Here is a 13,194-nt window from a genome sequence, read left to right on the forward strand (position 1 = left end):
GGGTGCCTCTATGAAATTTCTGATACTGTCCGATCTGCACAGCAACCTCGAATCGCTCAGCGCCTTCACCCGCATTCGTAAAAAAATCCCGCATGACAAAGTAGTCTGTTTGGGTGACCTGGTGGGCTACAACGCCAATCCGAACGAAATCGTGGACTGGGTGCGCGAGAACGCGGACCTGGCCCTTGCCGGCAACCATGATTACGCCGTGGTCGAAAAGACGGATACCAGCTACTTCAACCCCCATGCGCTCAAGGCCTGTGAATGGACCCGCGAAGCGCTGACCATGGACAACTTCAAGTACCTGCAATCGCTTCCGGCGATCGAGAAAAAATACCGCATCACCTGGGCTCATTCTTCCCCCTACGAACCGGAGGAGTGGCACTACATCACCAACCCCCACGACGGAGTGGAAAACTTTCCCGCGTTCGACACCCAGCTTTGTTTTGTCGGGCACACCCATCGGCCGCTGATTCTGAAACAGGAGCCGGATGGCAATATCGAGGCCGGACTTTCCGATGTGTATGAACTGGAACCCGACAGCCGCTATATCATCAATGTGGGCAGTCTGGGTCAACCTCGGGATGGCAATCCGCAGGCGTCTTTTGTGTCGTACGATACCGAAACCAAAAGCGTCGAGTTCCACCGTTTTGACTACGAGGTGGAGTCCACTCAGGAAAAAATTCACGAAGAAGGCCTTCCCACTTTCCTTGCCGACCGCCTGGCCGCAGGTGTCTGATAATCCGCAAGTTATAGCCTTGACCCGTTTTCCCGATGGTGGTATAGTCAAAACGCCAATAAATTGAAGGGGTTAAATGACACCCTTCAGCGGTTGGATCTTTCCGGCACCTGGTGCCCTCATCAACCCCTCTGCGAGTGGGAATACAGGCCATGGCAAGGCAAACCTTTGTGATGGGGAGACTTGGAAAAGTTCTCCAGATTGCGGTGGTGGTGTGCCTCATGGTCGGGTGGTTACCCGGCCCTGCACTGTCCAAACCCAGTGCCGCCTCACCGGCCAACAGTCTTTACGACAACGCCAAGAAAGCCTATTACCAGCTTTTGGAAGACACCCAGCGTGTTCCCAACCGGGACGAATGGGTTTCTGTCATTCGCCTGTTTGAAAAGGTGCTGGTCACATACCCGCAGACCGAACTGGCTTACAAGGCCGCGTTCACAGTCGGTCGCCTGTATCAAAAGCTGGGTAAAAAACTGGATTCCGAATCCGATCTCAGGGAGGCGGGTCGGTACTACTCCCTGTTGCTCAAGGAGTATCCTGAAGGACATTTGAATGACGACAGCCTGTTTCATCTGGCCGGTCTCGATATGTACCGGAAGGATTACCAGGGTGCCCGGGAACGTCTGCAAAGTCTCCTGAAAAAGTACCCGGAAGGCGACAGGGTGGAGGCTTCGCGCAAGGAATTAAAGCGGCTGGTGCGTTTGCTCACCAAGGCCCCGACAACGGAAACCACTCCCACTGACCCGGTCGAAATCAGCAACAAGGACTCACTCACCCCCGAAAAACCGGAAAACCTGGCCCCGGCGCTCGAAACGGTCGAGACGGAAAAAAACAAGCATGTGCCCCTGGTGGTGGTCGATGCCGGACATGGGGGTAAGGATCACGGCGCCATCGGCCATCACGGCTTGAGGGAAAAAGAGGTCAACCTCAACATTTCGAAAGAGGTTGCGGCGATCCTGACTAAACGTTACAAGTTTCGCGTGGTGCTGACCCGGGATGACGATCGTTTTATAGAGCTTGCAGACCGTGGCAAGATTGCCAACCAGAAAAACGCCGACCTGTTTGTTTCGATCCACGCCAACGCCGCACCGCACAAGGCCGCCCAGGGGATCGAAACCTATTACCTGGGGAGCGGCTCCACCGAGCAGGCGCGAGAAACCGCCGCCCGTGAAAACGGCAACCTGATTTATTCCGTTGCCGACGACGAAGTCCAGCAGATCCTCGCCAGCCTCATCAGCACCACCAAGATCAACGATTCCTCCAGGCTGGCTTCCAAGGTGCAAAAAATTCTTCACGGAAACATGGTTAAACACTACCGTGATGTGCATGATCTCGGTGTGAAGGAAGGTCCCTTTTTCGTCCTTCACGACACCAACATGCCCAGTATTCTGGTCGAGGTGGGGTTTGTCACCAACCAGCGTGAAGAAAAAAGGCTCGGATCGAAAGCCTATCAGAAGGCACTGGCAGAAGCCATCGCTCATGGCATCTACGAGTTTCTAAAAGAAAAAGCCCCTTCCATTTAAGAGGCGGCCATGCTTCCCCACGTCGCCATCGTCGGTCGTGCCAACGTCGGCAAATCCACCCTCTTCAACCGCATTACCCGTAGTAGGTCCGCAATTGTGTACAATATGCCGGGAGTCACCCGTGACCGCATGTACGGTCAGGCAGAGTGGAATGGAAAATCGTTTATGGTGATCGATACCGGCGGGATCGATCTGGCCGGGGACAGCTCCATCGAGTTGCAAGTTCGGGAACAGGGAGAGTTGGCGATTCGGGAAGCCGACGTCATCATCTTTGTGGTGGACGGACAGCAGGGGGTTTTACCGCAGGATCAGGAAGTGGTGGAACTTCTCCGACGATCGGGAAAACCATTGTTTCTTGCGGTCAATAAAATCGACGATCCCGTCCATGAGGATAGAATCACCGATTTTTACGAGATGGGGGTAAGATTCACCATTCCGATTTCATCCGAGCATGATATAGGTATTTCCGATTTAATGGATAGGGTCACCGAAAAAATGGCCCTTCCGGCGGAAGAGCCGGATATCGAATCTTCTGAAACGGGTGCCATCCGGGTGGCCATCGTGGGCAAACCCAACGCCGGAAAGTCTTCTATTATCAATAGACTTTTGAACTCCGACCGCTGCATCGTATCCGAAATACCCGGCACCACGCGCGACACGGTGGATCTTCCTCTTGAGTACGAGGGAAACTCTTTTGTTTTAATGGATACGGCGGGCATTCGACGCAAGGGAAGAACCAGAAAAGTAGTTGAAAAGTTTAGTGTTATAATGGCATTGAAAGCACTCGAACGTTGCGATGTTGCCGTGCTGGTGATCGACGGCGCGGAGGGGGTTTCGGAACAGGATGCGACCATTGCAGGTTACGCTTTCGAGCGTGGAAAGGCCCTTTTACTGGCTGTAAACAAGTGGGACCTGGTGATAGAGAAGGGGCTTGAAAAGGACGAGATTGAAACCCGCGTTAGATTGAAATTGAAATTTCTCGATTTTGCTCCTATGATAAAAGTGTCGGCTAAAAGCGGATTCGGAATTCCTAACTTTTTTGGGCAGGTGCGGACGGTCTTTGATGAGTTCTCCCGAAAAATTCCTACGGGACGTCTCAATGATTGTATTCAAAGGGCAATCCAGAAAAACCCAATGAGCACGTTTAAGGGGAAATTTCTCAAAATTTATTACGCCACGCAGGTACGCAGTTGCCCACCGACGTTTGAATGCTTTGTCAATTTCCCGGAAGGCATTCACTTTTCTTACCAGCGTTACCTGATCAACAGCCTGAGAAAGGCTTTCGGCTTCTCGGGAACGCCGGTGCGGATGAAATTTTCCTCCCGCCATCAGGATGAATAGGGGGCTTTGGAATGAGTTTTACGGTACAAAAAGGCTACAACTTTCGTATCCTCGATACGGATGATTTTGGCCGTATCTGCTTCGGCTGCCCGCCGGGGGTGGTAAAAGATTTCTCCCAGCGTGAAGAAAGCCTTCCTTCCAAGTACGTTCTTCCGCTACGCACATTTGTGAATGGGACCAACCGGTTCGATTTTGAATTCATTCTATACACTTACCTGTTCATAAAACCCGGAAGGCAGAAAGTTTCCATTTTCTGCACCGAGGACCAGAAGAACCGCTTCAAGGCGATTTTTGAAGAAACCCTGTTCGGTCCTAATTTCTACAACTTGCTTAAGGCAGAATTCCACCGGTTTGGGAGGGTGCACCACTTCTCAGCCGAGGAAAAGGAATATTACCTCCGTTTCATCGAAAAGCTTTCCAGGAATAAAAAACTGTGGAACACCTTTGAAAGCCAGCTTGCCAGGCACGTTCCCGATAGGGACATGCACGGCCGTATGGCCGACATCATAAGCGCCCTGCTGGAAAACGAGCGCTGGCTGGTCTCCAAGAAAATCAAAAATATGGAGCAGGCGTTTGCCCAGCACTACGCCCGCTGCGCCCAGTTGAAAATTGAAATGGAGTTATTCGCTCTGGCCAAGGAAGAAGACCGCGAGGCGTTTCTTGAAAACGTGGCGGACTTCCATGTCTTCGACAGTACGGGTGTGGTGGAAGTGAAGGGAGATGTTGACAAGCGCAAGAAACTCAAAATCCACCAGGTTCGCCCCTCAGAGTTTGAGGTGTACCAGAACAACATCCTGCGTTGCCGGTTCGATATCGTCAACCTGGACCGTCACTCCGTTCCGACCCGAATTGAAAAAGCCGAAAAACCCTTCATGGGAGTGACGTTTCTCGGTGTGGGTTCCGGTTTCACCCATAAGCGCCACAACAGTTGCATGATTGCCTGGTCGGAGGGAAAGGGAATCATGGTCGATGCCTTCAGCGACAACGACCGCGCCATCGTTCAGCACGGAATCTCCGGGGAAGATGTGCCTTACATGTTCCTGACGCACATTCATTCCGACCACGATGCGGGATTCATCGAGAAAATCCTTTCCGGACAGCGTCTCAAGGTTTTGAGCAGCCGCATTATTTTCGAAAGTTTTCTGCGGAAGATTCAGGCGGTCACCCTGTTTCCGGTCGAAGTGCTGGAAAACTTGGTGGACTTCATCGAACTCGAGCCTTACAAAAAGACCAAGCTTCCCGGTTTCAAACGCACATTCATCGAGTTCGATTACGCGTTTCACTCGATCCCCACCGGTCGCTTCAAATTGATCCACAAGGATGAAGACGGGAAAACCCGGACCATCGCGCATTCCGGCGACACCAAGTACGATCGGGATCTGGTGAACTCCTGGTACGAGCATGGCCACCTGTCTCCGGACCGGCGGGAGCAGATTCTTGGATTCATCTGGGATGCGGACCTCATCATGCATGATGTGGGAGGCGGCCCCATCCACACCGATTTTGAATCGCTCCTGCACCTGGATCCGGAGCTCGCGCGTAAAGTGATATTGGTTCACCACGACAGGGAACCCCCGGAACACCCCTACATGCGCTCCGCACACGAGGGTCAGACCGAGGTGCTGATCAAGGGGCAGACGATTCCGGTCAAACCCAAGGTGGAGGACCTCAAGCATGCAGGACTGTTCCGCAACACGCCGGAAAAGGAACTGGAAGACATCATCCAGCACTCGCAGGTACTGGAGTTCCAGGCGAACGACGTGGTGTTTGCCAAGGGGGATGTAGGCGATTCCTTTTATATCATCCTGGATGGGTTTGCCGAGATCATCCTGAACAAGCGAAAATCCATCATCTATGAAAAAGGCATGTTCTTCGGCGAACTCGCCATTTCCACCGAAAACCCACGGCGCCGCGCAACCGTGAAGGCCATGTCCCGGTTGATCCTGGTCCAGGTACCAAAGGAATACTACTCCCGGGTCAAGATGCCGAAGATCACCGACGATTTCTACAAACTCGGCAACTTCTTCAACAGTTCCATCCGTCCGGGATTGGTGGCTTCCCTGGGAGAAGGGGACCTGGTGCAGTGGAGCAAGAATGAAAAGATATTTGAAAAGGGCATCCGCAAGGGAGATGTGTTTGTCATCCTTTCCGGGCAGGTCGAAATTCCAACCGATCGAAACGGAGAATCGGAAGGCGTGTTTCTTTCCAGCGGTGATGTCCTGGGTGAAATCACCTCGCAGGAACGCTCCATTCAAAAACTCCTTTGTGGCACGGATATGCCTAAAACTTCCAATGCCTTGGCGGCGAGCGACCGGGTTTCCGCCGTGCGCCTCAAATCCCAGCAGTTGAGTAAAATCTTCAAATCCTATCCCTCCTTCTTTGGCACGGTTTATCAGCGCATGAAAAAACTTCAAACTGTGCTATGCTAAGACCCTTGAAAGCTTAAGGGACAGTCTCTAAAATAGCCGCAAACTCGCGCTCATTGCAGGATTGGGTTCCGCCTGAGTCCTGGTGGAAGCCCGTGCTCCAGCAGATGATGATAAGGGGGGAGCTATGAAGCCGTACAGTCCTGAAAACATCCGCAATGTTGGATTCATCGGGCATGGAGGGGCAGGAAAGACTTCCATCCTTGAAAGCATTCTTTATCTCACCGGCGTTTCCGACAGGCTGGGCAAGGTCGGCGACAATTCCTCGGTCATGGACTTCGATCCCGACGAAGTCAAACGCGGGCACTCCATCAGCGCCTCGCTTTCCTTCTGCGAATACCAGAAACACAAACTGAACCTGCTGGACACCCCGGGTTCCAACAATTTTGTCACCGACACACCGGGTTGCATCCGCGTGGTCGACGGAGTGGTGGTGGTCCTTTCCGCCGAGGCGGGGGTGCAGTATTACACCGAAAAAACCTGGCAATGGGCGGACCAGCAGGGCCTCCAGAAAATCATCTTCATCAACAAAATGGACAGCGACAAAGCCAACCTCAAAGCCGCCCTGGATGGGGCCAAGAAAAAATTCAAGATCAATCCCATGCTCGTACAGGTCCCGGTCGGCTCGGGAGGTTCCTTTGAGGGTGTGGTGGATTTGATTGAAAACAAATATTACAAATACGAAAAAGGTGGCAAAGGGGTGGGCGAAGCCACGGAGGTGCCCGCGGAACTGGTGGACGAGGTGGAAACCAGCCGCGCGGAGCTGGTCGAGGTGGTGGCGGAGGCCGACGACGATCTCATCGAAACGTATTTGGAAAAGGGGGAGCTGTCGGACGAGGAATTTCACACCGGCCTGCAGGTGGGAATCCAGAAAGGGCAGCTTGTACCGGTACTCCTGGGAGCGGGGGCGATGGGTATCGGGACCGACCGCCTGCTGGATGCCATGCTCGAATACCTGCCTTCGCCGGACAAGCGTCCCCCGATGAAAGCCCTGGCCCTGAAAGACGACAAGGAAGTGGAAGTGAAACCCGATCCCGGGGGGCCCCTGGCGGCGCTGGTGTTCAAAACCATCGTCGACCCCTATGCTGGAAAATTGACCCTGTTCCGTGTGTATTCCGGGACCCTGAAGGGGGACAGCAGTGTGCACAATGCCACGCAGGGAAATTCGGAAAAATTGAGCCAGCTCCTGACCCTGCAGGGCAAGAAGCAGGTGCCGGTGACGGAGGTGCCCGCGGGGGACATTGCCGTGGTGGCCAAGCTGAAATCCACCACCACCAACGACACCCTCACCGTTGCCGACGCCGGTGTGAAGTTCGAGCCCATTGAGTTTCCCAAGCCGGTTCTGGCCCGGGCCATGGTTCCCAAGACACGCGCCGATGAGGAGAAAATCAGCAATGCCCTGGCGCGGCTGGTGGAGGAGGACCCCGCTCTCAGTGTCGAGCGGGACCCGCAGACGCACCAGCTGCTGGTTTCAGGGCTGGGGCAGGAGCACCTGGATGTGGTCATTGAGCGCCTCAAGCGCCGTTTCAGCGTGGACGTGGACACGAAACCTCCCAAAGTGCCCTACCGGGAAACCATTCGCGGCAAAACAAAGGTGCAGGGCAAACACAAGAAACAAAGCGGCGGCCGGGGCCAGTTCGGTGACTGCTGGCTGGAGATCATGCCTTTGCCGCGGGGGCGCGGATTCGAATTCGAAAACAAAATCGTCGGCGGCGCCATCCCGAAAACTTATATCCCGGCCGTGGAAAAGGGAGTGCAGGAGGCGATGGAGCACGGTACGGTGGCCAGTTATCCCATGGTAGATGTGAAGGTCGTCCTCTACGATGGGTCCTACCATGATGTTGACTCGTCGGAAATGGCATTTAAAATTGCCGGGTCGATCGGTTTCAAAAAAGGCGTCAAGGATTGCAAACCGATCCTGTTGGAACCCATCATGACCATGGAAGTCAATGTTCCCAGTGAGTGCGTGGGTGATGTGATGGGGGACCTCAATTCCAAACGCGGAAAAATTCTGGGTGTGGATGCGAGCGACGAAGATCAGACAATTCGCGCACACTTGCCGATGGCGTCCATCCTCAACTATGCCCCGGAATTGCGAGCGCTGACAGGGGGCCGCGGGGTGTTTGTGATGGAGTTTGATCATTATGACGTGGTACCGGAACACCTGACCGCCAAGATCGTGGAAGAAACCCGGGCGGAAGCGGAAGCTTCCCATTGATGTTCAACTGAATCATACCGAGGCCCCTTTGCCCAACTCGCCCGAAATTGGAACCGTGGTCAAGGCCGACCTGGTCGAAAAGGTTTATGACAAGGTCGGCTTCACCCGTAAAGAGGCCGCTCAGGCGGTCGAGGTGGTGTTCGAAGAAATCAAAAACGCGTTGGTCCGTGGTGAGGACGTCCGCATTGTTGGTTTTGCCAGTTTCAACCTGCGCGACAAGAAAGCCCGCAAAGCGAGAAACCCCAGCACCGGAGAGCCCATCGTCATTCAACCCCGGCGGGTCCTTTCTTTCAAGCCCAGCAAACAATTGTTGCAGTCCACCAACCGTGAATCTGATGAGTCTAAAACTTCCTGATAAACTTTTTTTCAAGATAGGCGAGGTTGCAGAAATCGCCGGTGTCGAACAGCACGTTCTGCGCTATTGGGAAGACGAGTTCGAAGAATTGAAACCGGATAAAAACCGTTCCGGCCAGCGCCTGTACCAGAAAAAAGATATTGAGCGCATCCTCGAAATCAAACAGCTCCTCTACCATGACAAGTACACCATTGCGGGGGCGAAACAGCGGCTCAAGCAGCGTCGTAAGGGGGCTTCCCAACTCGACTTCGGGTTCGACCGGAGTGCATTCGTCGATCTCAAGAACCGAATTCAGCAAGAGCTGGAATCCCTTCTCGAAATACTTGAAAAAAAATAAACATTCCGCGGTTGGATGGGTCCACAGTGAATTTTGGATCGCGGCCGTAAACTTTTCCCTTCCCGCCTCCAGCCTGATTGTTCCGGGAGCCGGCTTTGCTTTTGCCACGATGCTGTGCCTTGCTTCCCTGGGATGGGGGCAGGAGGCACCGGAGAAATCTTCCGAAACGGTGGTTCTCCAACCGCTTGAAGTCACTGCCACGCGTACGAAAAAATCCCCCGACGACATCCCCAACAGCCTGCACCTGATCGATCGTGGTGCCTGGCAAAATCATTCACCCGGCGCCACTTTGGAGGAGTTTGGGGTGGGCGCTCCCGGTGTGTTCTTCCAGAACCGATTCAACTTTGCCCAGGATTTGCGCATCGCCATCCGGGGTTTCGGTGCACGGTCGCCGTTCGGCGTTCGCGGAATCCAGGTTCGTGTGGACGGAATCCCGCAGACCCTTCCCGACGGGCAGACCCAGTTGGATTCCATCGACACATCCCTCATCCAGAGAATGGAGATTCTTCGGGGACCTTCGGCTTCCCTGTTCGGCAATGCCTCCGGCGGCATGATTTCCATGACCACACGCGAACCCCAATCGCACGGACTGGAACTGGCCCCGCGCCAGGTATTCGGTTCATTCGGGTACTCCAAAACAGAGATGTGGGCAGGCAAGCGGGAAGGAGATTTTGATTACGGGATGTTCGCATCGCGGCTGGGCCAGACCGGCTGGCGCCGTCACAGCCGGGTGGAAAACCTGTTTGCCCAGCTAAAGGTCAACCTGTATGGAGGGGCGGATTCGGACTGGATGGTGCTTTTCCGCAAGTTTTACTCGCCGCTCACAGAAGACCCTGGCGGGTTGACCCTTCAGCAGTCCGAGACCAATCCCCGCCAGGGGGCTCCGCGAAACTTGTTGTTCAACGCCGGAGAGGAGGTGGACCAGGAACAACTGGCCGTGCGCTACCGCAAATTGCCCACAGCGCAGGACGAATGGACCGTCACCGCACATCTGCTTCGCCGCGATTTTGAAAACCGACTCCCATTCACCTCCGGGGGCCGTGTGCAGTTCGACCGCTGGGTGGGTGGATTGGCCGTGCAATGGCAAAACGACCGAAAGGTTGCGGACCGGGCCAACCGCTTTCTGGCCGGGTTTGATTACGGCATCCAGAACGATGACCGCCAGCGTTTTGACAACAACAACGGCCGGCAAGGGGCGCTGACCTTCGACCAGGTTGAGCGCGTGCAGAGCGTCGGACCGTTTTTCCGCAATGAATGGAAGATGTCGAAGAAATGGGACATCGTATTGGGCGGGCGCTGGGACTGGTTGCACTACCGTGTGGACGATGCGTTTGGAGGCGACGGCGACCAGTCCGGTTCCCAGACCCTGTCGCAGGGGAGTGGGACTGTGGGTGTGGTGTATCACTTGGCGGACCGGCACCAGGTGTACGCCAATGTGGCTTCCGTGTTTGAAGCGCCGACCACCACGGAACTCATCAACAATCCGTCCGGTGCAGGTGGTTTCAATCCCGATCTCCAGTCGCAGACCTCACTCAGCCAGGAGGTGGGTCTGCGCGGCAAGCCCGCGGACTGGGAGTATGAGGTGGCGGTGTTTTACATCCGTTCGTGGGACGAGATCACACCATTCGAACTCCCCGCGTTTCCAGGGCGAACCTTCTTCCGGAACGCCGGGAAGTCACGGCGCCTGGGCCTGGAGACGCGGTTGGCGACGCCGATGTGGCACGGTCTTCAGGCGGAGGCGGCTTATACATATTCGGATTTCGAGTTTGAGGAGTTCGTGGCCAACAACGTCAGTCTGGAGGGCAAGACCTTTCCGGGCGTCCCCGTCCACCACTGGGAAGGGCGGGTCAGTTATACTCATCCATCCGGAACCTTCGGTCAGGTCCGGGTGCAAAGGGTCGGACGGGTTTTCGCCGACAACGAAAACACCGCTTCGAACGCCGGTTACAGCCTGGGCCAACTGTTACTGGGCTGGGAAGGAAAGTGGGAGTGTGTTGAGGCCTCCCTGTTTGCCGGGGTCAATAATCTGTTCGACGACCGCTACAATGCCAATGTCCGCATCAATGCCGCCTTCGGCCGATTTTTCGAACCCGGTCCCCCGATCAACGTGTTTGGCGGCCTGCGACTCCGTATTCTCCCCTTTTAAAAGGCATTTCAAATCTGCTTGTATTGCCGATCCTGCCTCAGGTAAACTGAGTGCATGAGATGCCTTCCTCCCACCGGGACAATCAAATTGCTGGCGGCGTTTCTGTTCTCCTGCCTCCTCACACTCCCCGTCTGGGCCAGCCACTTGGGTTCGGAGGAGGACGAACCAACCCGCAAACGACCCCTCTACGAATACAAAGGCGATTACCGCGGCGAGATCAATGAGCTGAAGGAAAAGTTCCAGTCCGCCTTTGGGTATGTGCTGATGGACCTGGACCGTGGCTGGACGTCGGATGAAATTCGCAAACTTCATGAAGCCTTTGATCTGCTGCCGGATATTTTTCACCGGATTCCCGGTCTGAAGGGTTTTTACCGTGCCAATCAACTGCAGGCCGGAAAGCAGGCGATGGTTCCGGGAGAGGTGTTTGCCGCCACGTTTCCTCCCTTGACCACCATTTACCGTCAGGCCGCCAAACATCACCTGGTGATGGTTGCGGACGAACAGCCGCGGATCGAGTTTTATAACGACCTGTTTTATCTGGACAAGAAAGTGTTTCAAAACATTGTCCATCATGAAATGGGGCATATCTTCGATCTTTTTCACGAATTTCCCAGCCTTCAGCCTGACTGGCTGACGCTTGCGGGATTCCGCATCCACAACATGCCCGCACTGGATGCCGAACCGGGAAGCGATTTCATTTATACTCTGCTGAACAATCCGGACACCATGCGATACGCGCCGGTGTCTGACCTCCAGCATCCCATCCACTCCCGCGAAAACGCGATGGAGGATTTTGCCAATTCCGTGGCCGGGTATATCCATTACCCGTATTTTCGTTACACCAATCCCGAGCGTTACCGTTTCATGAAGGAAAAGGTATTTCTTGGTAAGGAATATTTTGTGGAACGTCCAGGTTCCTATGCAGAATTAATTGAAGGGGATTTTAAACAGGCTGTTGGTAAGGAAGACTGGCAGGGGGTATTGGATATTCTTCAGGAAGCGGCGCGGACCATCCACCCTGAAGCGGATCAAAAATTAATGCAAGTTTTGAAAAAAGCGATGGAAACACCGCGTCCTCGCGACATCGATCACAAACTGGCGGCAGCTAGTTGTTTCCTTCAATCGCCCGATGCCCTGCTTCTTCGACAGGAAATGTGGGCCGATCAGCGCATCGATACGGAAACCATCCTCAAGTTTCCACGTTGCGGCGGCATGCAGAAAAAAATATTCCAGGAGCAACTGTCCAAAACGCCTGTGATGAACCTCTACTTTTACCTGGAGGACAAGGAAGCCTGGATTCAGTTTCTGGATCCGACTCTTTTTGTGGCGCAGGCGCGGGGATTTCAGACCTCATACAAATGGAGGCTGTTACTCGCCCAGGGACGCCAATGGCGGCTTGCGGCAAGCGGTGAGACGGGTTACATGTCGGATCCCGACGGTTCGGTACGGGTCAGCCTGAATAAATCGACCTTGCGCGGTCCGGACTTTCAGTTTCCCACCGAGCGGATGGCGCGGATTGAAGTGTGGGCCGAACGCAAGCATCCACAGTTTCCGAAGGTATTTTCATCCGAGGTGAATACCATCCAGGTAGTGGCAAAACCCTGGTTCGAGTATTTCGGTCCCACCCCGCCCAGTACCCATGTGGTCTATCCACCCCTTGTGGGCAAGTATGTGGAGCCGGTCAGGTGAGGTTCCTGCACAGCCGAACAGCCATGTTCAGGTTGGCATATTGCGACGGCCATACCTTCACCCCATCCTCGTACTGAACAACCAGCGCGGCTGATTCCTTTACGTCTTCCGTCCATGTGACTCCCGCGGACCCGGGTTCGAAAACGGAGTCCAGGTAAATGTCATCGCCGTACTTGTCTTTGTTTGTTTTATTCAATTCCAGCAGGCTGAAGGCCTCGTCTTCGTACGGAAACCTCCAGTCATCGAAGCCACCGAAATTTTCAAGATTCACGATTTGCATGTATTCGTGGCCGCGAAACCAGTTCTGCCACTTTTTCGTGTCCTGAAACGAATCGGTTTTTTTCCACATCAGCTGAAGTTTGTGGTCGGTGATGGTACCGTTTCCATTGTCAACGAAGCGAGCCTGCTCGGTCATGTTTTTGC

At 54.4% G+C, this 13,194-nt stretch carries 10 protein-coding genes; 9 read left to right on the forward strand and 1 reads right to left on the reverse strand.

Annotation, left to right across the window (positions count from 1 at the left end; all coding sequences use genetic code 11):
• Window positions 1-10: 10 nt before the first annotated feature.
• From ACTRW9_RS06645 to ACTRW9_RS06685, 9 genes are all read left to right on the forward strand, one after another.
• Window positions 11-739 carry a metallophosphoesterase family protein gene (locus tag ACTRW9_RS06645; RefSeq protein ID WP_442428748.1) on the forward strand — a complete coding sequence of 243 codons (729 nt, stop codon included), beginning with the start codon at window positions 11-13 and terminating at the stop codon, window positions 737-739.
• Between the two features lie 152 nt (window positions 740-891).
• Entirely contained in the window at window positions 892-2,259 is a 1,368-nt protein-coding gene (locus ACTRW9_RS06650) for an N-acetylmuramoyl-L-alanine amidase (protein ID WP_442425816.1), read from the forward strand.
• Window positions 2,260-2,268: 9 nt separating this feature from the next.
• The gene (der, locus tag ACTRW9_RS06655) at window positions 2,269-3,600 is read left to right on the forward strand and encodes a ribosome biogenesis GTPase Der (protein WP_442428749.1); all 1,332 of its coding nucleotides are present in this window, start codon (window positions 2,269-2,271) and stop codon (window positions 3,598-3,600) included.
• A gap of 11 nt (window positions 3,601-3,611) precedes the next feature.
• Window positions 3,612-6,029: a cyclic nucleotide-binding domain-containing protein gene (locus tag ACTRW9_RS06660; RefSeq protein ID WP_442428750.1), complete on the forward strand. Its 2,418-nt coding sequence runs from the start codon at window positions 3,612-3,614 to the stop codon at window positions 6,027-6,029.
• A gap of 124 nt (window positions 6,030-6,153) precedes the next feature.
• Window positions 6,154-8,244, forward strand: coding sequence for an elongation factor G (gene fusA / locus ACTRW9_RS06665; RefSeq protein ID WP_442428751.1), 2,091 nt, complete (start codon window positions 6,154-6,156; stop codon window positions 8,242-8,244).
• A gap of 55 nt (window positions 8,245-8,299) precedes the next feature.
• On the forward strand, window positions 8,300-8,599 hold the full coding sequence (locus ACTRW9_RS06670; protein ID WP_442428993.1) for an integration host factor subunit alpha: 300 nt from the start codon (window positions 8,300-8,302) through the stop codon (window positions 8,597-8,599).
• Window positions 8,580-8,936: a MerR family transcriptional regulator gene (locus ACTRW9_RS06675; protein WP_442425811.1), complete on the forward strand. Its 357-nt coding sequence runs from the start codon at window positions 8,580-8,582 to the stop codon at window positions 8,934-8,936. The genes ACTRW9_RS06670 and ACTRW9_RS06675 overlap by 20 nt, the downstream gene beginning before the upstream one ends.
• A gap of 109 nt (window positions 8,937-9,045) precedes the next feature.
• The gene (locus ACTRW9_RS06680) at window positions 9,046-11,082 is read left to right on the forward strand and encodes a TonB-dependent receptor family protein (RefSeq protein ID WP_442428752.1); all 2,037 of its coding nucleotides are present in this window, start codon (window positions 9,046-9,048) and stop codon (window positions 11,080-11,082) included.
• Between the two features lie 54 nt (window positions 11,083-11,136).
• Window positions 11,137-12,771: a hypothetical protein gene (locus ACTRW9_RS06685; protein ID WP_442428753.1), complete on the forward strand. Its 1,635-nt coding sequence runs from the start codon at window positions 11,137-11,139 to the stop codon at window positions 12,769-12,771.
• Here ACTRW9_RS06685 and ACTRW9_RS06690 read toward each other — a convergent pair.
• Entirely contained in the window at window positions 12,764-13,186 is a 423-nt protein-coding gene (locus ACTRW9_RS06690; protein ID WP_442425808.1) for an Lcl domain-containing protein, read from the reverse strand. The genes ACTRW9_RS06685 and ACTRW9_RS06690 overlap by 8 nt on opposite strands.
• Between the last annotated feature and the right edge of the window lie 8 nt (window positions 13,187-13,194).

It is taken from the genome of Nitrospina sp. 32_T5, from assembly GCF_052156635.1.
In the GTDB taxonomy this organism is placed as follows: Bacteria; Nitrospinota; Nitrospinia; order Nitrospinales; family Nitrospinaceae; genus Nitrospina.

Bases quoted from the DNA above. Each gene is read 5' to 3' on its own strand.
- ACTRW9_RS06645 (WP_442428748.1), top strand. From the start codon at position 11: ATGAAATTTCTGATACTGTCCGATCTGCACAGCAACCTCGAATCGCTC.
- ACTRW9_RS06650 (WP_442425816.1), top strand. From the start codon at position 892: ATGGCAAGGCAAACCTTTGTGATGGGGAGACTTGGAAAAGTTCTCCAG.
- der (WP_442428749.1), top strand. From the start codon at position 2,269: ATGCTTCCCCACGTCGCCATCGTCGGTCGTGCCAACGTCGGCAAATCC.
- ACTRW9_RS06660 (WP_442428750.1), top strand. From the start codon at position 3,612: ATGAGTTTTACGGTACAAAAAGGCTACAACTTTCGTATCCTCGATACG.
- fusA (WP_442428751.1), top strand. From the start codon at position 6,154: ATGAAGCCGTACAGTCCTGAAAACATCCGCAATGTTGGATTCATCGGG.
- ACTRW9_RS06675 (WP_442425811.1), top strand. From the start codon at position 8,580: ATGAGTCTAAAACTTCCTGATAAACTTTTTTTCAAGATAGGCGAGGTT.
- ACTRW9_RS06680 (WP_442428752.1), top strand. From the start codon at position 9,046: ATGCTGTGCCTTGCTTCCCTGGGATGGGGGCAGGAGGCACCGGAGAAA.
- ACTRW9_RS06685 (WP_442428753.1), top strand. From the start codon at position 11,137: ATGAGATGCCTTCCTCCCACCGGGACAATCAAATTGCTGGCGGCGTTT.
- ACTRW9_RS06690 (WP_442425808.1), bottom strand. From the start codon at position 13,186: ATGACCGAGCAGGCTCGCTTCGTTGACAATGGAAACGGTACCATCACC.